At 54.4% G+C, this 18646-nt stretch carries 18 protein-coding genes and 1 tRNA gene; 8 read left to right on the top strand and 11 right to left on the bottom strand.

Annotated features, from left to right (window positions below; all coding sequences use genetic code 11):
- Window positions 1-131: 131 nt before the first annotated feature.
- A complete protein-coding gene (rpoD, locus tag ABIE61_RS11965) occupies window positions 132-1991 on the top strand; it encodes an RNA polymerase sigma factor RpoD (RefSeq protein ID WP_354409769.1) in 1860 nt (619 codons plus the stop codon).
- 271 nt (window positions 1992-2262) lie between these two features.
- Window positions 2263-2339 (top strand) — tRNA-Ile (locus ABIE61_RS11970).
- Between the two features lie 2 nt (window positions 2340-2341).
- Here the strand turns inward: ABIE61_RS11970 and ABIE61_RS11975 are convergent.
- From ABIE61_RS11975 to ABIE61_RS12010, 8 genes are all read right to left on the bottom strand, one after another.
- Entirely contained in the window at window positions 2342-2764 is a 423-nt protein-coding gene (locus ABIE61_RS11975) for a hypothetical protein (RefSeq protein WP_354409771.1), read from the bottom strand.
- 466 nt (window positions 2765-3230) lie between these two features.
- On the bottom strand, window positions 3231-3440 hold the full coding sequence (locus ABIE61_RS11980; RefSeq protein WP_273133754.1) for a hypothetical protein: 210 nt from the start codon (window positions 3438-3440) through the stop codon (window positions 3231-3233).
- 14 nt (window positions 3441-3454) lie between these two features.
- Window positions 3455-3883 carry a hypothetical protein gene (locus ABIE61_RS11985; RefSeq protein ID WP_354409774.1) on the bottom strand — a complete coding sequence of 143 codons (429 nt, stop codon included), beginning with the start codon at window positions 3881-3883 and terminating at the stop codon, window positions 3455-3457.
- The gene (locus ABIE61_RS11990) at window positions 3873-4136 is read right to left on the bottom strand and encodes a hypothetical protein (protein WP_273133751.1); all 264 of its coding nucleotides are present in this window, start codon (window positions 4134-4136) and stop codon (window positions 3873-3875) included. Before ABIE61_RS11990 ends, ABIE61_RS11985 begins: the two co-directional genes overlap by 11 nt.
- Window positions 4133-4330, bottom strand: coding sequence for a hypothetical protein (locus ABIE61_RS11995; RefSeq protein ID WP_354409777.1), 198 nt, complete (start codon window positions 4328-4330; stop codon window positions 4133-4135). The genes ABIE61_RS11990 and ABIE61_RS11995 overlap by 4 nt, the downstream gene beginning before the upstream one ends.
- Complete coding sequence (locus ABIE61_RS12000) at window positions 4323-4520, bottom strand: hypothetical protein (RefSeq protein WP_354409779.1); 198 nt, start codon at window positions 4518-4520, stop codon at window positions 4323-4325. The genes ABIE61_RS11995 and ABIE61_RS12000 overlap by 8 nt, the downstream gene beginning before the upstream one ends.
- Window positions 4520-4990 carry a DUF5681 domain-containing protein gene (locus tag ABIE61_RS12005; protein ID WP_219017649.1) on the bottom strand — a complete coding sequence of 157 codons (471 nt, stop codon included), beginning with the start codon at window positions 4988-4990 and terminating at the stop codon, window positions 4520-4522. Before ABIE61_RS12005 ends, ABIE61_RS12000 begins: the two co-directional genes overlap by 1 nt.
- A gap of 31 nt (window positions 4991-5021) precedes the next feature.
- On the bottom strand, window positions 5022-5753 hold the full coding sequence (locus ABIE61_RS12010; protein WP_354409782.1) for a hypothetical protein: 732 nt from the start codon (window positions 5751-5753) through the stop codon (window positions 5022-5024).
- A 239-nt stretch (window positions 5754-5992) separates the two neighbouring features.
- Between ABIE61_RS12010 and ABIE61_RS12015 the strand changes: the two genes are divergently transcribed.
- Window positions 5993-6361, top strand: coding sequence for a hypothetical protein (locus tag ABIE61_RS12015; protein ID WP_354409784.1), 369 nt, complete (start codon window positions 5993-5995; stop codon window positions 6359-6361).
- Between the two features lie 341 nt (window positions 6362-6702).
- Here the strand turns inward: ABIE61_RS12015 and ABIE61_RS12020 are convergent, their stop codons facing one another.
- The 3 genes from ABIE61_RS12020 to ABIE61_RS12030 form a co-directional block, all read right to left on the bottom strand.
- Window positions 6703-8220 carry a DUF3987 domain-containing protein gene (locus ABIE61_RS12020; protein WP_219017647.1) on the bottom strand — a complete coding sequence of 506 codons (1518 nt, stop codon included), beginning with the start codon at window positions 8218-8220 and terminating at the stop codon, window positions 6703-6705.
- A gap of 187 nt (window positions 8221-8407) precedes the next feature.
- Window positions 8408-8629 carry a helix-turn-helix transcriptional regulator gene (locus ABIE61_RS12025; protein WP_354409786.1) on the bottom strand — a complete coding sequence of 74 codons (222 nt, stop codon included), beginning with the start codon at window positions 8627-8629 and terminating at the stop codon, window positions 8408-8410.
- Between the two features lie 331 nt (window positions 8630-8960).
- The gene (locus tag ABIE61_RS12030) at window positions 8961-10274 is read right to left on the bottom strand and encodes a tyrosine-type recombinase/integrase (RefSeq protein ID WP_354409788.1); all 1314 of its coding nucleotides are present in this window, start codon (window positions 10272-10274) and stop codon (window positions 8961-8963) included.
- Window positions 10275-11145: 871 nt separating this feature from the next.
- Between ABIE61_RS12030 and ABIE61_RS12035 the strand changes: the two genes are divergently transcribed.
- Genes ABIE61_RS12035 through ABIE61_RS12055 form a run of 5 tightly spaced genes read left to right on the top strand, consistent with a single transcriptional unit; the run spans window position 11146 to window position 18479 of the window.
- Window positions 11146-12009, top strand: a complete 864-nt coding sequence (locus ABIE61_RS12035) for a response regulator (protein ID WP_354409790.1) — start codon at window positions 11146-11148, stop codon at window positions 12007-12009.
- A 32-nt stretch (window positions 12010-12041) separates the two neighbouring features.
- Complete coding sequence (locus ABIE61_RS12040; RefSeq protein ID WP_354409793.1) at window positions 12042-12407, top strand: response regulator; 366 nt, start codon at window positions 12042-12044, stop codon at window positions 12405-12407.
- Between the two features lie 12 nt (window positions 12408-12419).
- Window positions 12420-12944 carry a chemotaxis protein CheW gene (locus tag ABIE61_RS12045; RefSeq protein WP_354409796.1) on the top strand — a complete coding sequence of 175 codons (525 nt, stop codon included), beginning with the start codon at window positions 12420-12422 and terminating at the stop codon, window positions 12942-12944.
- A 31-nt stretch (window positions 12945-12975) separates the two neighbouring features.
- Entirely contained in the window at window positions 12976-14784 is a 1809-nt protein-coding gene (locus tag ABIE61_RS12050; RefSeq protein ID WP_354409799.1) for a methyl-accepting chemotaxis protein, read from the top strand.
- A gap of 11 nt (window positions 14785-14795) precedes the next feature.
- Window positions 14796-18479, top strand: coding sequence for a hybrid sensor histidine kinase/response regulator (locus ABIE61_RS12055; protein WP_354409801.1), 3684 nt, complete (start codon window positions 14796-14798; stop codon window positions 18477-18479).
- Window positions 18480-18646: the final 167 nt, after the last annotated feature.

Genomic DNA, 18646 nt, shown 5'->3' on the forward strand with positions numbered 1-18646 from the left:
CATACCAACTCAGGTATATGCCTGCAGTGCAGTAAAGACCAGCTGTAGCCGCAACGTCGGCAAACAGGTATAATACTGCGCTTATTTTTACGCCATCCGTCACACCAGCATTCATTCGTCGCAGGGGCTCTATGTCAGACAAATCCCAACAGCAGTCTCGTCTAAAGGAACTGATCGCCCGGGGTAAAGAGCAGGGCTATCTCACCTATGCCGAGGTTAACGATCACCTGCCGGAAGATATCGCCGACCCGGATCAGGTCGAAGATATCATTCGCATGATCAACGACATGGGTATCCGCGTTGCTGAAGAAGCACCGGATGCCGAAGATCTTCTGCTGACAGGCGGTGACTCGGCCGATGAAGCCGATGAAGAGGCCGTTGCCGCACTGGCCGCCGTAGAATCGGACGCCGGACGCACCACGGACCCCGTGCGTATGTACATGCGCGAGATGGGTACGGTTGAACTGCTGACGCGTGAAGGCGAAATCGACATTGCCAAGCGGATCGAAGAAGGGATCCGTGAGGTCATGATGGCCCTGTCCCGCTTCCCGGGCAGCGTTGACATCATTCTGGATGCCTATAACCAGGTATTGCAGGAAGAGGGTCGCCTGAGTGACATCTTCAGTGGCTATATCGACCCCGATGCCGAAGTGCCCGAAGATGAAACCGATGCGCCGGTCGATATCGATGACGACGATGATGATCGCAGCGACGACGACGATGATGACGACGACGATGACAGCGACAACAGCGACTCCAGCACTGACGAAAAAGAACGCGGCCCAGACCCCGAAGAAGCCCGTCAGCGTTTTGGCCTTATTCAGGAATGCCTGGACAACCTGAATTCCGCACGTGAGCGCAATGCCAGCCAGGATGAAATTTCCGAAGCGGTAATGGCACTGTGCAACGCCTTTGCACCGATCAAGTTGTCGCCGCGTTATTATGAGCTACTGGTCGAGCGTGTGCGCAACTGCATCGAAAGCATCCGCAAGCAGGAGCGCAGCATCATGCGCATCTGCACCCAGAAAGCCAAGATGCCACGCCCTGCGTTCATCAAAAGCTTCCCGGGCAATGAAACCAGCAGCGAGTGGCTCGAATCACTGGCCAACGGCAACAAGCCCTATGCTGCTGCCATCAGCCGTAACCTGTATGATCTGCAGCGCGCGCAGCGCAAACTGGTTCAGATTGAAGAGACCATAGGCCTGAGCCTGGCTGACATCAAGGAAGTCAACCGCGCCATGTCCATTGGCGAAGCACATGCCCGCCGCGCCAAGAAAGAGATGGTTGAAGCCAACCTGCGTCTGGTTATTTCCATTGCCAAGAAGTACACCAACCGCGGTCTGCAATTCCTCGACCTGATCCAGGAAGGCAACATCGGCCTGATGAAGGCGGTGGACAAGTTCGAATACCGTCGCGGCTACAAGTTCTCCACCTATGCAACCTGGTGGATTCGTCAGGCGATCACTCGCTCCATCGCCGACCAGGCACGCACCATCCGTATTCCGGTGCATATGATCGAAACGATCAACAAGCTCAACCGCATCTCCCGCCAGATGCTGCAGGAGATGGGCCGCGAAGCGACCCCGGAAGAGCTGGCCGAACGCATGGAAATGCCGGAAGACAAGATCCGCAAGGTGCTGAAGATCGCCAAAGAGCCGATCTCCATGGAAACCCCGATCGGCGACGACGAAGACTCCAGCCTGGGCGACTTCATCGAGGACACCACCCTGTCCTCCCCGGTGGACACTGCCACCGGCGAAGGTCTGCGCGAAGCGACCAAGGAGATCCTCTCCGGTCTGACCGCGCGTGAAGCCAAAGTCCTGCGCATGCGTTTCGGTATCGACATGAACACTGACCACACCCTCGAGGAAGTGGGCAAGCAGTTCGACGTGACCCGTGAGCGTATTCGTCAGATCGAAGCCAAGGCCCTGCGCAAGCTGCGTCACCCAAGCCGCTCCGATCACCTGCGCACCTTCATCGACGAAGGCTAAGTACTTCATTTCAATAGTATTGCGCCAATGACCGGAAGTGGTATCATTGGCGCTCTTTTTGGGGCCTTTAGCTCAGTTGGTTAGAGCATCCGACTCATAATAGAATGCGCTAACGGGTGGCCGGAGAGAGAAAACATAGCAAATACAGCCGCTTACCCCAAGAAGAGAAATTGAGCGGCAGCACCATGTAAAAGGTGTGTAAGCGTTTTACAAAGTTTCGGGCCTTTAGCTCAGTTGGTTAGAGCATGAAGCCCACAGGTAGGAAAAATTTGGCCCTATAGCATAATTGGTTAATGCACCCGACTCATAATCGGTAGACTCCTGGTTCAAGTCCAGGTGGGGCCACCATCTTACGGCATGTCCGGCCAGTGCCGGTTGCTCTTGATACAATTCTCAGCGGCAGGGATAGCCCGCAGATTGCAAGCTACGTGCAGCCCACAGACGCGCTTCGAGCGTAGCGGCACAATGTGGTCAACATGGTGCGGGATGCCCGTTTCCTGCGTCAGCCTCTCAGCTTCGGCATATACAGTTTCAATGGCAGCTCGGTCTGCCCATTCAGGCGTAGCTTGCACTTTGGCTGCCTTGTCCTTGGCCACAGTAGCATTCCACTGAGAGCGGTTCGACTCGACCCAAGCCTGCCATTCGCGCTTAGCTCTTTCAGGATCAGCATGGTAGCGTTCGCGGTCTCTAGCTCGTCGCTTCTCCAGCGCTTCAGGTGACAGGTTCTCTGCCCGATTCCTGAATCGGTTCAGCTCTCGCTGTTCTGGTGTCATGTTGGAGCTACGATTCCGCACCTTCTCACACTCACAACAATGGCGGTCTGATACTCGCCTCTCAGCGATGTGACCCCACTTGCAGGGCTGACCTGTAAAGTATCTAGTCAGCTTATTTGCCCGCGCTTCTTTCTCACTTATCAATTTCATAACTTGTTCCTCACTGCACAAGTTATAACGCAAGTGCAGGCGATTGGCTTGATAATTTCCCTACCGCCCAACCTTGCGCACGCAGCACGATCACCTGCCACCGCCGCTAGCGTACTGGTGGCCTGCCGATCGTCGCCTGTGCCAGCGCACAGCGAGCGCAAACGACAGCGCCCCGAGACATTGCTGCCAAGGGGCGCTGAAGGCTGGGTCGCAGGTCGTGGAGCGGTGTCTGCCCCAGCTGGTTCCGATGGTTTATCGTGCGTCGGTTTCCTGTAGCACGACTCATCCTTGAGCGGCTCCCTGGACGGAGATACGTCTACCCGCTGGCGACAAGAACGAGGTGGCTCAAGTCTCGCTTGTCGTAGTGCGGCGGGCAGTCCTTCTTGATATTCGCTTTGAGTTCCGCTTGCATATTGCTGGCAATAGCTCCCCACTCGTCAACGGGCATCAGCTCAGGGAACAGGGCCACGACTTTCCTTTGACCACGCACCTGCTCCAAGGCCTCCAGCCGCTTCAGTGTGGCCATTGATACCCGCGCTCTCATGCCACACCCGCCAGCTTGGCAATCATTTCGACCCGCACCTCATGGGACGGATGACGGCAAGCAATGAAATCGGCTGCACCGTTGAACGCGGTAAAGGTCTCAGCCTCGTCGCGAGGAATGCGCGTCTCAATAATCGTGCCTTCGTGCTCCTTCCAGAGCCACGGCTTTTCTCTGTCAAAGACCTGCATACTGACGCAGAGATTAATCGCAATCTTCCAAACGTCCTCCAGCTTCTCGGCGCACCGCACCATCGCGTCACCGCCAGCCTCGATGTAGAGGGCGGGCACTGTTTCGCAGTCGCCATGTGGCCAGTGCAGTTGGCCTTCGTCTAGATAGAACGTTGTCATGTTGTCCCAACGGTGAACCTTCATACCGTCGGTCGGCAGACGCATGTCACCTTCAATCTTGATCTTTTCACGTTGCATCGCAGTCACTCCTGAATTGCTTGATTGGTACAGAGGGGTCATAGGTGCCGACGATCTCCGCACGACCGGGAACTGCCACCACTTCCCCATCTTCTCGCTTGATGATCGTTGTCACCCCGTTGAAAGCCTGAATTGCAGACCAGGCTTTTGTTTTCGATTGAGCTACACGGGACTGAGGCGCAGGCTTGATAGGCTCGAATTCGTCATAGCCGTCCCATTGATACTCAATGTCATAATGTTTGTTGGTGCTCATAGTGCCCCCAGCCTGCGCCGTGCCACGGCGATATATGCCCTGACCACAGGCGTCTGAGGCTGGGCACTGGCGCTGGCAAGCTGTTCAAGCAACTGCCCGCGTGTATGGCCCAACGGGGAAAGCTGGGGCACTACCTCAGCGGGTGGCGTTGTTGTAGCCTCTGCAAGCTCTTTGACCCAGCCCAAACTAGACATGACCTAGCGCCTTTCGTAATTGGATTTTCACTTCTTCGATATAAGCGAAGTACGGGAGCCTTCCATCGTCTGAATCTGCCAGCAGGAATTGCTCAATCGCGCTGTCGAGAAGCGATTGCAGGTAGATAGGGTCAGTGCCCGAAGGTGGCGGCAGCTTGTGGGCTGGAATTGGTCTGGATGTGATATTCATTATCGACCCTCCAACGCTGCCAGCCTGCTCTCGATCTCGTCCATTTGCCGGATCGCACCCAGCGCACCAATCGCCTTGATGATCCGCTCAGCGTGGTCAGTAGACAGCTCCCCGCTTGCGGTGGCGGAAAGCACCTGCTCGACCTGTTTGGCAAGCGGTGCAGATGGGTCAAGGTCAAACTCAACCCGTTCAGCTTGTGCAGCCAGTGTGGGCATAACCCGCGCCAGCACGAGCGAGGCAGCCTGTAGGTCGCCTTCCTTGGCCTTGGCTACCACTACGCCCGCAATCTCGTGGGCATCGCTGAGCATGGCTTGTGTCACCTTGTGGCGCTTATCAACGATCCCCTTTGGCCTGCCTTTCGGGTTGGGGCTTTTCATTCCCTTCTGCCAATTCGGATTGCCGGTCTTAGGTGCATCTGGATCAGGCTTCCAGTTCTCCAACCATTCCGGCTTTTCTTGTGCGTTGGTCATAGTCGAAACCTTTGATTACATCAGCGCCGGATCAGTGTTCGGCAGGATTGAAGTCCTTCATCACCAGAGCAGCCTCAGCCTCGTTGGTGGCGGCTTGGAGACGTTCCACGTCACGGCGACTTGCCCCGACTGCCTTTTCCAGTTCTTGTAGCAATGCCGGGTGGGCGCGTTGCAGCTTCTCGCGTGTGGCCTGCATCACCTTGAGACGCTGGGCCATCTCGGGATTGGTCGCTTCGTGATACTGGCGTGTGAAATGCTTGTGTTCGATATCCGAAAGGCCACTCAGGTACGGAGGAGCGCCGAGGATTGCCCCTGCTGTGGTTATGTCGCCGCTCTCGATTGCCACAGTTAGGAGCTTCACACGCTCATCCCGGCTGAGGGCTTTTGCGTGAGCGCGAATCTCGCCGTTCACAGTTCCAGCGCCCGCCTGCTGCTGTAGTGGCTGGGAAAGTTCCTGTTCAGTGTGCTGAATCGCCTTGTCCAACCTGCCCCAGGACGACTCGAACTGCTTTTGCAGCTTCTCGGAATACTTGTCCGCCAGTTGGGCAGTCATCAAAACCTTGGCGCGGTCAGTCCGGCTTTGGTCAAGGTTCACCTTCTGCCGTGCCTCAATAACGTGGGCGACCGATTGGTGAGCCGAATCCAGTGTCGTGACCGCGTCTGCGACGTAACCCTTAGCAGCATCATATCCGTCGATGCTCGTGATGTTTGCGGGGTGCAACGTCGGGGATACGGTCAGTTTTACTTCGCCGTTGATAGCCATTTTGGGTGCTCCTGTTGTGCGAATAGTTACTTAAGGCTTATAAGCTAGGACAAAAACAAATAGTTCAGCTAGCAGTTTCTTATTAAAAACAATTACTTATCAATCTATTTGCAAACGAAGAACCTATAACTACCCGTTTCTGGTTCGGCAAATCCCACTGCATCAACGAAAGTCGTTGCCGGTCACCGGAGATGCGTCATAGCGTGTGCCTGTCATCAACAAACACCGGAGCAACGACAATGACGACGCAAACCTACACCAGCAAGAAATCAGCCCAAGCAGCAGCCCGCCGCATTCATGGGAAGGACTACGCCAAGCGATTTGAAGTGCAGGAGGCCGAACTGGGTACCGGCGAATGGGTCATTCTTGAGAAGCCAGTGACCACAGCAGCACCCAAGCCAGCACGCGAAGAACAGAACGGCGTGAAACGTCCAGCCCCTGGCGGTCTCTGTGCTGCCGTATGGGACTACCTCGACGCGCACCCCGGCACAACTGCAAAGCAAATTCGTGAAGCAGCAGAGGGCAAAGGCTGGAACGTCAACAACGCCATGTGCGAGCTGTATACATGGCGCAAGTTCAACGGAATCAGCGGCAGAGTGAAGGCGTAACCACAGTGGAAATGATGCCTTGCGGCGGTAGTGGCTGTAGTGATGGCGCTGCGACTCGGCACTACCGACAAAACTCCGTAAAAACAGTGCTTTAACAGTGTGTGTAGTATGTGTAGTAGTTGTAGTATATGGAGTATTACTGTTCTTTATTTTATGTCCTTTATAGAGCGACAGTGCGACCATGTACTACACCCACTACACTCACTACCGGACGCAGGGAATGCATATAAAACAAACACTTACCGCGACGATAGTTACTACACCCCATAGCCCGATCTGCTACACCCACTACTGCCGCGCTGGCAGATGTGTCACATGTGGTCATAGTTCAGCCCGCCCCCTCAGTCGTCAATGTACCGATAGCAGTCTCCTTGCTCCCCGTAGATTTCAGCCATCTTGTATTTGTCTGCCTTCATCAAGCGGCCATCGTTGACCAGTGTTTTGATCGTCTCGTCTAGTGCTTTGGCACCACCGAGCGGATGGTTTTTGAAAGGGGCTAACCGTGAGGTGTTGGACTGGAGTACGCGCCGAGTAATGATTCCATCCTCGTTCATGCGCGGGCGCTTGTCCTTCAACTCACCCTTTATGACCCGCAAGCAGACCTCCAATACCTTCTTCTGGCGAGTATCGTCACCATCACCCACATCACCAGAGTCCACCTTATCCAAGAAGGTTTTAGCGTCACGCTCGACAAGGTAGATCGCCCAATCTGTATGGGCGCCCGTTATCGTGGGGCTCATACAGTTATCAGCTACCGCAAGTAGAGAGGCCACTTTCAACGCCTTGAGGTGCGCCCGATTCCATACGGCTGCCCCGAACAAGTCGCCGTTCCTGTTTGCCTCGTTGACACGCTGCCTGCATTGCTCCTCGAACTCACTAAAGTCGGCCTTAGCGTCGGCGTGCCTGTACTGCACCTGCACTGGCTGCAAGGGTGGAGGGTTGCCAGCCAGCATTACGTTTTGCGGGAGGTTGTGTGGGATGTTGTTAATATCAAGAGCCATCTCGACAATCAGACTCCACTGGTCAAACGCGAAGGAGTCCAGTTGCAGGCTGGCATCATGGTTGGATGGGGGACGCTCTGACGTGACAGCCATTGTGAGAAAGCGGGAGAAGAAGCCGTCCTCCATCATTTCAACGGTCAGGGCACGGTAGAACGTTTGCGGTGTCGTTTCACCTAGGAAGGACAGCGCAGGCCACTCCATTCCAGGGAGCGAATCATCCTTGCCACTGCGGGTAATGCCCTCCATGAATTCCTTCTCATAAGCGGCTGTCAGGAACTCGCCGAATTGCTGATCGTGCCCGCCCTTGGCTCTCGGTGATGCTATTGTGGCCAGTCGCTTACCGAATTCAGGATGCAGAGCCAGAAAGCCGGGGGTCTCCAGAATGCGCCTGTGTAGCGCTGGGGCACTAGCAAAGCGCTCAGACACTGCAAACCTATCAGCACTGGGAAAACCGGAAGCTCTCAAGAGCTTGGGTATGCATTTGTAGATGGCATCCTTGCCGGAACCAGTCGGTGCAACCAGCAGATAGTATTGACTGAGCGTTGCACCTGTCGGCGTCCGGTAGGCGCGCCCCATCACTCCTGACAAAGCCGCCAGCGCGGCAACAATGGCAACCTCTTGTTGAGGCAAAAAGCTGGCGCGGTGAATCGCCTTCGCTATGCGGCCAGTAACGCCGGAAGGCCAGCGCATAGGCTGCTCACCCTCTATAACGTACTGGTCAGACTCGATCTCGGCCTGTGTGCCGTTGTGCGCGGCGAGCAATGCGGCGGCTTGCTCCCTGCCGTGATCCGCATTGCCATTCCCAAAGTTATCTAGCTTGGCCTCCGGTGGCTGCCCTATAGTATTTTCGCTTGGCATTATTAATCACTCCTGTCGAGCAAAGGGCTGCCGGAACACGCCACCGCATTGTGAAAACAGTGCGTTCCGGTGGCCCTTTTTCTTGAATTGTTTACAGCGCAGTTACTCGACCCGTCAGGAGTGACGGCAAAGGGTTGGCGCACTTCTATAATTTGCGAAAGGCACATAGTTACACCCATACCTTGCGCTAATAGGATTGGTGGCCTTGATGGCTCGTTCCGGTACGTGTTTGCTGGTCAAGCCACTCCATCACGTCTTCTTCGGAGTAGCGAACATTCTTTCCGATTTTCAGAAAACGAGGACCGCGCTTTAAGTAGCGCCACTGATTGACCGTATTAAGCGAAAGGCCGAGCCATATGGCTAACTGCTCGGGAGTGATGAGTTTTTTCTTGGCGAGTTCTGCTGACATGAGGCAAGACCTTTTATTAGGCCTACCGCAACGAGATTATGTAAGGGCAGCGGCAGGCAAATGCTTGCCGTCTGGGATTTATTATGGTCACTCGGCCACTGACGGGAACGGCCTGTGTCCGGTGTCCTGGGAGGCTGGCTACTCTTGCTCCACCGGCTGGGGTTACGTCACAGATTCTTCGTTATAGGCGCTCTGTGCAGCCCCTTGCGATATACGTACTAACGTAACTTTATACGTGCAGATACGCAAGCGGTTTCCGCTTTATTTTACTTTATTATCAATTAGTTAGTGAACAGGCGTTACTATAATGCAACACCTGTTCACCCATCCTCTATGCCTTCATAGGCACCACGTTGTCACCCTTCGCCGCTGCCCGCGCCGCGCTGCCTTGCCCCGTAATCCAAGAGCCTATCTTTTGAGCGGCAGGCATCAGTATTGACGGGTCGGGGTTGTTCTCGTAGTTCGTCCCATGAACGTCACTGGCGAGGTGGTTTGATAACTGCCTGCGCTGATCGGAATCAACGCCCACAATCTGCGCCACATCCAAGAACGTGCGCCTCAGCGCGTGCGGGTGAATGTGATCCCCTGCAATATCTGAGACTTTCTTGAGTAACGCCCTCGGGTCTTTCAAGTATCCGGTCTTACCCCGCATGGCGGGAAACACGTAATCATTCCCTTTACGGCGTGCCTCGTTCCGGCGAGTCAGAACCGCGTGCAGGGCATCGCCGATTGGCAGTGTAATCGGATTGTGGTTCTTCGTTATATCAAGGTAGAAAGTCGGCACGTCCGCATCGAGCTTGACCCTGTCCCAGGTCAGCATACTGGCCTCGGAAACCCTTGCCCCGGTCAGCAGCATAAAGGCGATCATGTCGGCGCTGGTACAGGTAGTGGCTATATTCCTGTCTGGGTCGCCATGATCCTCAAGCATCGCCCACACCGCGCCGATCTTCGCCTTCGGGATACGGCTGTCCCTCGCCTTCTCAGGATTCCACTGCACCAGCCCGCCCTTTCTGATGGCCATTGAAACGGGGTTGACGGGCAGAATGGTATAGGTGCCATCCGGTGCTGCATATTTCTCCCGCGCCCAGTTCAGCAGGGCCTTTAAGTAGCGGAACGATTGGTTCGTCTGTACGGGGGCGGACTTAGAGAGGTCGCGGAACTTCAGCACTACCGCATCACGCGTAATTGTGGCCACAGGTTTGTCAGCCCAGTCCGAGAACGTGTTCTCCACACAGTAGCGGTAATCCGCCTTGGTACTGGGACGGAGCGGGCCGTTCTTCGTCCGCTTATGCGCCACGTAATCCTCCATGATCTGGCGGAGCGTTTCACCCTGAGCCAAATTCTCCTGTTGGCGCTTCTTCTTTTCGAGGAGCGGGTCAATGCCTTTGCGCATCAAGGCCCGAATCTTAGCGGCTTCCTCCCGTGCCTCAATGTGCGTCATTTCAGCAATAGGGGCGAGCGTGAAGCGTCGAGATTTGTTGTTGACCCGCCCCTGCACTATCCAGCTCCGTGATCCTGCGGCAGTAATGCGAAGCCCAAGACCCGGCGTTTTGTCCCAATAGATGCTCTGTCCGCTATCTGGTGTCGGGAACTTTGCCTCTGAGACTGCGGCGGTATTGGTGATGCTGTATTTCTTGACGGTCATGCTCGCGCCCTCCAGTGAGTACCCACATGGGCGGCGAATCCAGTTAGAATGGTCATATCGGCGTTGCTCCTGCTAGTTGGAACGTCGGTCACGCGGTCGGGACTGTTGGCGCAGTCGCCGGCCGCTCTCGTTTGCGTACACGAAACACCTTGTAAGCGTCATGTACGCGTTTTTAGTATAACGACGAACTAGCACAGATTACTATGTATAAATACAACGCACTGATTTATATAGGATAGTATGTTTACACGGAAGGAGGTATAACGAGGCATAACGCCAGCCCAACTAACTCATAATCGGCAGGTCCTGGGTTCAAGTCCCGGAAGGCCCACCATTATTTTCAATCACTTAGGCGAATTCTGTCACCCCAAGGCCCCTTCCCTCCGGTCCATTGCCGGTACAATTTCGCAGATCTCATAGCACAGGGCTTTTCCGAAACCACTGAACCAAAAGCAAGAAACACCTACCTCAAATTCAAAATTTGACCTCTATCCATGCGGACGGTCGAAAGTTCCCTCACTTAAGTTACTGCAATACGTGAGTCCTTTGCCCCTTCGGTAGCTCTATGCCGGACTCCTCCCGGGTGTTTGTGAATGATTGATTGACCACTACAAACTGATGCCAGCCCTGAATCAATTTATACAGTCTACTGTTGTTTTGCTTGGGAGTTGAATTCGCGGGATGCCCTATTTCCACAAAAAGTCTTTATATTGCTACACAATCCTTAAGCAGCATTACAATTATCCACCGCACTGTTGCCATCTTCTGTTTTATGCTTTAAAAACCCATACCAATCGGTTGATACAAAAGCACGACAATAATAATCGTTCTGACTCCTACTGGTAGAGCGACCGACGAGCAGGGATAGTACATGAAGATAGGGACGCTGGGTTTCCCCTCTGATCAGCTGAAAAAACTGGAAAAAATTCTCAGCCTGTCAAAACGGCCGCTTGTGCTCGTCAGTTTTGATCAGAATGAGTTACCCGACCTTCTTCTCGTGTTCGGGCCAGAGCTACTGCAGCAACCGGCGGTTTCAGAACTGCCACAGGAATATCACCGCCGGGTGATCCTGGTCAGCAAAGCCCGCCCAAATGACAGCAGCTTGCCTCACATCAAATCACCTCTGATCTCATCCCGCGTCATCCGTACACTGGAACAGTACCAACCGTTTGAACCGTCACTCTCTACACCTGTAGCCGAAGCCACTGAAAGGCCACTTTCTGAGCCGGATGCCATTGATCTTGATGTCCAGGCGGAAACGGAGAACCCGTTCAGCAAATACGACGCCCGCATCGCTGAGGTCCAGAAGCTGAAAGATACCGCCCCTGAGACGGTGACTGATGCGTCCTATGCCGTTCTGGTCGTGGACGACAGCCACCCAATGCAGCAGATGCTTGCCAGGGAACTGCAACAGCTGGATCACCCAGTAAATCTGGACTTTGCCGATGATGGTGAATCGGCTCTGGCCAAGGTGGCCGACAACCATTATGACTTTATTTTCCTCGACATCATGATGCCTGGCATCGATGGTTTTGAGACCTGTACTCGCATGCGATCCATGCCAGCATTGAAGAAAACACCGATCATCATGCTGTCATCGAAAACATCTCCTCTGGATGAGGTCAAGGGAATCATGGCTGGCTCTTCAACCTACCTGACCAAGCCTATCGAGCATGCCGAGTTTCAAAAAGTGATTCGGCGTGTTTCCCGCTGGGTCAGCGAATTCAGAAAATAACGCGTTTCATCTACCGGAGTAAGATATCTGCCATGGCCATCAACAAAATCCTGATTGTGGAAGACGATCCTGTTCAACAGCAGCACCTGCAAACCATTCTTCAGACAACCGGCGCCAAGATTCTTGTCGGCGAAAACGGCCAGCAAGGCATCACTTTGGCTGAGCAGGAAAAGCCCGATCTGATATTCATGGATATTGTAATGCCCGAGGTGGACGGCTTCTCTGCCTGCCGGCATATCACCAGCGCCGAAAGCACCCGTTCTATTCCGGTCGTTATCGTATCCAGCAAGCACCAGGAGGCAGACCGAGTTTGGGCGCAGTTACAGGGTGCGAGTGCACTGGTCGCCAAGCCGTTCTCTGATCAGGACATACTGGATCAGGTCAAGGCCTTCAGCTGACAGGAGAGCATCATGGACGATATCAACAGTACGCTTGACCGACTGCTGCAAGCCGACATGGCTACAACGGCAGCAGCATCTGGTGAGATTCGTCACGGCTTCAGCCTTAGCGGCCATCATTTCCTTTTACAGCCAGGTACGTACTGCGAACTGGCGGCAAAGCAGAGCATTTGCGCCTTGCCAGACTGCCCCGACTGGTTTGCCGGGTTTATCAATCATCGCGGCCATGCCGTTCCGGTCTATGACCTGGCACGTTACCTTGACACGAACATTCCCAGGGCAGGACAGAAACGAGAATTCTGGATTCTGCTGCTGGATGCTCACCCCAATACAGCAGGATTTATGATTCCGACTCTGCCAACCGTGTTAACAGACCTCTCCTCTGTCGAACATCTCAACGCCACCGATCAGCCCGCAAACCTGTCATCCTTTATCAGCCAAGCATGGCAACAAAACGGGCAACGGTGGTACGAAATTGACCACACGGCGCTGCTGAACCATTTAAAGCTGCAATTTCAACCCTCCAAACAACAATAAAAAGCCAACAATACGTTTCAAGGGAACAGATATGACTTCTTCACGGAACCTGCAAGGCATACGGATAAGCACCAAGTTTGCGATAGCAGGCATTATGCTGCTCATCTGTATGGTAGCCATCGCAATTGCCTACTACCGTACCATCGTTATTGATGAGGAATCGCAACGCATTGACGCTGAAACCCGTGCCGTGTCGAATGTCGCTTCCGTTTTGACACAGCAACTCAATGAAGCGCAGCTGGCATTTACGCGGGCTCGCCTGACCCTTTCGGTGGCGTCTCTGAATACGCTTGAAAACAGTACTCAAGCCTTTTTTATTCAACTTGAGAAATTACCGGCTCTGTTGACCAATTTGCCCGGGGGCGATGAGTTGAAAGATCGCCTTTCTACACTGGACATTGAGCATGCTCTGGCAGAGCTGAATGCCGTTAAAGCCTCGTCAGCCCCACGCAAGGAGCGGGTACTCCGACTGCAAAAGGCGTTCGGCCCCATTTTTGCCACGCTGCAGCATGAAAACATCGTGTTGAAACTGCTGCCGGACATCTACAGTGCTGAAGCCATTGCCCAACGCAACGAAGCCAAGGCGGAAATGCTCAAACTGTTTCTTGGATCATTGCTGCTGCTCAGCTTCGCCCTTATCGCCGCCATGGCAATCGTCAAGCACGGCGTTCTGGATCCGATTGCCAAGCTCTACGCCACTGTAAATGCGGTACGTAATGGTGATACCGATGCACGTACAGAGTTGGAAAGCCGCGATGAACTTGGACAAATGGCAAGCGTACTGAACAGTTTGCTGGATGAAAAGGAGGCGGCAATTGCCCGCCAGTCGGAAGAAAACAAGAAACTGAACGACTCAATCATTCAGCTGATTCAGAATGTATTCAAGATCAGTCAGCGCGACCTGACTGTACGCGTACCGGTTGCAGAAGATATCACCGGTGCAGTGGCGGACTCCATCAACCAGCTGACCAACTCGATTGAAAACGTATTGCGTGAAGTCAGCGCGGTTACCTCTGAGGTCAACAGCACCTCGGTACAGGTTAAAACACAGTCCGAAGCGGTGCTTCTGCACGCCAGTAAAGAACAGGAGCAGATCAATGAAACACTGCAAGGCCTTGATTCAGCCATTCAGGCGATGCAACTAATTGCCAAATTGGCAGCCGTTACCAACAGTGCCTCTCAAAAGGCGATCAATACGACAGAAAATGCCAAGGAATCCGTTTCGGCAACAGTAGCCAGTATCAACAAGATTCGCCAGACGATCCATGAGGCCGAGAAACGCATCAAGCGTCTGGGAGAACGTTCACAGGAAATAGGCGGTATTATCAGCCTGATCAACAACATTTCCGAACGAACCCATATTTTGTCATTGAACGCCAGTATGCATGCCGCTTCGGCAGGCGAGGCCGGCCGCGGCCTGATGGTTGTTGTTGATGAGGTGCAGCGATTGGCTGAAAACTCACGTGAAGCGACCGCCGAGATCGAAAGCCTGGTTAACAATATTCAGTTGGAAACTGCTGATACCATTCACGTCATAAACACCGTAATTGAAGATGTGGTATCCGGTACACGATTGGCCGAGCAGGCGGGTGAACGTATGGAAGAAACCCGCAAAACGACCCAATCTCTGGTTGAATCCGTGGTACGTATTGCGCAAAGCGCAACCGGCCAGGCAAAGCTGGCCCAGAATCTGCGCCAGCGTGCTGGCAGCATTAACGACTTCACACACGCAACCAATACCGAGATGCTGCAACAGAAACAGTTGTCTGAACGACTGGTTGGCGCGGCCGATGAACTGCAGCGCTCCATAAGCGTATTCAAGCTGCAGCAGGCCGAGTAAAGGGGGTCGTCATGGACCAGACCACAAGCACGACGGCTATTGAGTCGCTGCAGCAACTGATTGAGTGCCTTCAAACCGACAGCGGGAGTGAACCAGACAGTATCAGCGAGCAAATGAATCAGCTGGCAGATCTGTTTCACGATCAGGGGATGCCGGGATGTGGCGACCTGTTGGCCCTGCTGGCAGAGCAGATCGAGGCAGAACAGGGAGCAGCTCTGAGCCCGGCCCAGGCTGAGAGTGTGCTGCACCAACTGGGCCTGATCTTGAATGCGGACACGCCGAAAAGCCTGCTGGAATATGTGCAGCAGGCACCTGCAACAGCCGTATGGGACTCGCCACTCGACCCACAGGATCTGGAGTTACTGCCACAGCTGCTGGAAGAAGAATGGCCACGCCTGCGTCGCTTTGCAGCTCCTCTCGAAATAGCTGCAACGATCGAGGCTCAAGCCGGCATGGACTGCTGCACGCCTTCAGAACGCTTATTGAACTGCTTTGAACACGCTGACGACCCAGAGGCACTGGCCGAGGGGCTGGCTGAGCTGAGTGAAACACTTGCTGCGGATTCACCCGTGTTAGCAGACCTGATCGCTCTGGCTGCCGAACGTGTTGAGGGAATAGAAACCCCTCATGCTACTCCCGTTCTTGAATTACAGTCTGCATTGCAACAGCTGCTGCAACACCCTGACCAACAGCGGGCAATCAGTGTTCTGGATCTATTGCTCGACCCACGCTGGCCAGAACCGCTGGACTCGAGTGAACAAAAGGACCAGTTAGAGCTTATTCAAGAGACGTTGCCCGCCGCCCCCGACGGACCCGAAAATCACACACAGGCCGATGCAGATCCATTCATTGATGAGCACCGAAGTGGCGACCGCTTTTGTGAGGTGGACATGTCGCTGCTGGAACAGGATGGCCCCGCCGTAGATCCTGGCATTATGGCCATGCTGACGAGTTCACTGCAGGCATTGGAGCTGCAGTGGCAACAACCACCCAGCGACACTATGGCACTATTGGAGACCAGCCTGGACGCCCTCCAACCCTTGAGCCGCGCCTGCGCTACCGTCAATCTGACTGGAGCTCAGTTGCTGCTGCAGGGTCTTGGCGCCAACCTCCATCTCTTTCGCCAGCATCCGGAACAATTTTTCGACTATAACCGCACCCACTTTGCCCACTGCCTCAGCGCTTTGCATCGACACCTGGACGCGCCGGCCGACAAATTGATCCGAGAAGATCTGATTGATTGCCTCAGTGATGACTGCCTGCCTATTCATACTGACCCCCAGCAGGCTGCTTTTATTTCAGGACTGCTGGCACTAACCAGTCTCCGATCACCGGACCAAATAGAACTGCAGACCGCCACAGCAGACGATATTGACCTGAGCACAGGTGATGAAATAGATCTTCAGCTGATGGATATGCTGTGCGCCGAGTTGCCACTTTTGGTGGATGAGTTCCAGCTACAGCTGCAAGCTGTGATAAGTGACCGAGATGTCAACGGTTTGCTGGGCGCTCAACGTGCCGCACACACCATCAAGGGGCTGGCCAACATGGCAGGCATACGCGGCCTTGCCAACTTGACTCATCATCTTGAAGACATTCTGGAAGTATTGACCGATACCTCCACGCTCCCCGGTGAGCAGCTGTCACAGGACCTGACGGATGCAGCCGACTGTCTGGCCCAGATGAGCGAGGCTGTAACCGAAGGCGGTCAACTGCCTGAAACCGCCTTGACCCAGCTACAGCAGTTGATGAACTGGTTCTTCCGGTTGCAGACAGAGGGGGTTGAGTGTGCTTCAGCAGCACTCGACGATGCAGAGCGCCACCGTCGTCGCGAACAGGCCGAGTTCCAGGCAGCTGAGCCGCCGCTCAACACTCCGGCTCAGCAGGAATCTCGTGACAATAACCAGATACGCGTTCCGGTCGGTATCCTCGACAATCTGTTCCGTATTACCGGAGAGTCAAGCACGCTGAACGCACAGCTGGATGACAGCCTGCTGCAACTGCGCCGCCTGACCCGCTCCAACCGAGACCGCCAGCGTGTACTGCAGACAGTGATGTTTGATCTGGAACAGCAACTGCACGACCATTTCACCCTGACACCTTCCATGCAGGAAGGGGACACGGACTTTGACCCGCTGGAGATGGACCGTTATCACGATATGCACGCGACCTTGTCGCAACTGCAGGAAGCCGTTGCCGACGTACGTGAAGTTGACCATCAGACAGCTCAGCAACTGAGGCAGCTCACTGAACTGCACGTCGCTCAGGCCAACTTGCAGAAAGAGTCTCTGGAAAACGTACTCAACACCCGATTGGTGCCTGTCAGAAGCATCACCTCTCGCATGCAACGCATCATGCGACAAGCCTGCCGAGCCTCGGGCAAGCAGGCGCGACTTGTAATTGAAGGTGAAGGCGTAATGATGGACAGTCAGATCTTGAATCAGCTGGCTGACCCTCTGATGCACATCATCCGCAATGCCGTAGATCATGGCCTGGAAACACCGCACATGCGGTTCGAGGCTGGCAAGGATGAAACCGGCACACTGAAAATCAGTTTCAGCCAGCGCCAGAGTAAAGTCCAGGTCAGTTGTGAAGATGACGGCGCCGGTATTAACCTGCAACGCGTACGTGAAATTGCCGAGCGCAAGCAGTTGATTGAGCCATCCTCGGTATTGAGCGATGCTGAAATCCAGCGTTTGATTCTTGTGCCCGGTTTTTCAACGCGGGACGAAATCAGCCAGCTGTCCGGTCGCGGTATCGGCATGGATGTGGTCTATCAGCAGGTTTCCCGCATGCAGGGTACACTCACCATTCATTCACAGACGGGCAAAGGCACCCGGTTTGACCTGTCGATGTCGGCATCTTCCCTCCTCGTACACACCCTGCTGGTACGTTCGGGCAACGGAAAAATCCATGCCTTGTCCAGCCACAGCATCAGCAAGAACCTGCTTTCACTTGACGGGCAGCTGCAGACACATAATGAACGGCCCGTTTTCGTTACGGCAGATGCAGAATACCCTGCCTATACCCTTGAAGGCCTGACGGGTGAAGCCGTTCCGGATTATGCCGCCATGCGCATACACCCTGTCGTACTGGTACAGCTTGATCAGGATGAGGAAGCAGCCGTATTTGTACCTGAAATACTGGCGCACCGAGAGCAGGTCTTCAAATCGATGGGGGAGCATATACCCGACATCCCTGGCATTCCGGGCGTGACCATTCTTGCCAACGGCGAAATCGCTCCCATTATTGACCTGCAGGCCCGCGTACGTCACCGGCACTCGGTACTGGCAACGGCTCTGGAATCGCCTGATGCCAACCTTGACCTGCACTTACCACGCTTGCTGGTCGTTGACGACTCACTCAGTGCACGCAAAACACTCGAGACATTGCTCAGCGACAGTGGCTACGATGTCACCACGGCCATTGATGGACTGGATGCACTCGACAAGGTGCGCGCCAACCCGCCCGACATGATTTTGACCGACCTGGAAATGCCCCGCATGAGTGGCATGGAACTGGCGGCCATTGTACGCAACAGCCAAAACTTCAATGATATCCCCATCATCATGATAACCTCTCGCTCAACGCGCAAGCACCGTGGCGAAGCCGAAGCCGCAGGTGTTTCTGCCTACCTGACCAAGCCCTGGACAGAAACGGCCGTGCTTGAACAAGTACAACAGCTCCTGTTCTGAACTTTTCTGACATCAAGGCGGTCTTTTCACTGGCACACATGTTGCTGGAAAGTCCGCCCTGCTCGACCGCATTTGGTGGACTCTGGAGCCGTCAAAAGGTATAAATTACTCTCATTCAGCGCATACTTCATCGACCGCTAATACATGAATTCACCCGCTACCGACCG

Source organism: Marinobacterium sp. MBR-111 (assembly GCF_040547585.1).
Classification (GTDB): domain Bacteria; phylum Pseudomonadota; class Gammaproteobacteria; order Pseudomonadales; family Balneatricaceae; genus Marinobacterium; species Marinobacterium iners.

Bases quoted from the DNA above. Each gene is read 5' to 3' on its own strand.
- ABIE61_RS12000 (WP_354409779.1), bottom strand. From the start codon at position 4,520: ATGAATATCACATCCAGACCAATTCCAGCCCACAAGCTGCCGCCACCT.
- ABIE61_RS12040 (WP_354409793.1), top strand. From the start codon at position 12,042: ATGGCCATCAACAAAATCCTGATTGTGGAAGACGATCCTGTTCAACAG.
- ABIE61_RS12055 (WP_354409801.1), top strand. From the start codon at position 14,796: ATGGACCAGACCACAAGCACGACGGCTATTGAGTCGCTGCAGCAACTG.
- ABIE61_RS12020 (WP_219017647.1), bottom strand. From the start codon at position 8,220: ATGCCAAGCGAAAATACTATAGGGCAGCCACCGGAGGCCAAGCTAGAT.
- ABIE61_RS12050 (WP_354409799.1), top strand. From the start codon at position 12,976: ATGACTTCTTCACGGAACCTGCAAGGCATACGGATAAGCACCAAGTTT.
- ABIE61_RS11985 (WP_354409774.1), bottom strand. From the start codon at position 3,883: ATGCAACGTGAAAAGATCAAGATTGAAGGTGACATGCGTCTGCCGACC.
- ABIE61_RS11980 (WP_273133754.1), bottom strand. From the start codon at position 3,440: ATGGCCACACTGAAGCGGCTGGAGGCCTTGGAGCAGGTGCGTGGTCAA.
- ABIE61_RS12025 (WP_354409786.1), bottom strand. From the start codon at position 8,629: ATGTCAGCAGAACTCGCCAAGAAAAAACTCATCACTCCCGAGCAGTTA.
- ABIE61_RS12030 (WP_354409788.1), bottom strand. From the start codon at position 10,274: ATGACCGTCAAGAAATACAGCATCACCAATACCGCCGCAGTCTCAGAG.
- ABIE61_RS11995 (WP_354409777.1), bottom strand. From the start codon at position 4,330: ATGTCTAGTTTGGGCTGGGTCAAAGAGCTTGCAGAGGCTACAACAACG.
- ABIE61_RS12035 (WP_354409790.1), top strand. From the start codon at position 11,146: ATGAAGATAGGGACGCTGGGTTTCCCCTCTGATCAGCTGAAAAAACTG.
- ABIE61_RS11990 (WP_273133751.1), bottom strand. From the start codon at position 4,136: ATGAGCACCAACAAACATTATGACATTGAGTATCAATGGGACGGCTAT.
- ABIE61_RS12015 (WP_354409784.1), top strand. From the start codon at position 5,993: ATGACGACGCAAACCTACACCAGCAAGAAATCAGCCCAAGCAGCAGCC.
- ABIE61_RS12045 (WP_354409796.1), top strand. From the start codon at position 12,420: ATGGACGATATCAACAGTACGCTTGACCGACTGCTGCAAGCCGACATG.
- ABIE61_RS12010 (WP_354409782.1), bottom strand. From the start codon at position 5,753: ATGGCTATCAACGGCGAAGTAAAACTGACCGTATCCCCGACGTTGCAC.
- rpoD (WP_354409769.1), top strand. From the start codon at position 132: ATGTCAGACAAATCCCAACAGCAGTCTCGTCTAAAGGAACTGATCGCC.
- ABIE61_RS12005 (WP_219017649.1), bottom strand. From the start codon at position 4,990: ATGACCAACGCACAAGAAAAGCCGGAATGGTTGGAGAACTGGAAGCCT.
- ABIE61_RS11975 (WP_354409771.1), bottom strand. From the start codon at position 2,764: ATGACACCAGAACAGCGAGAGCTGAACCGATTCAGGAATCGGGCAGAG.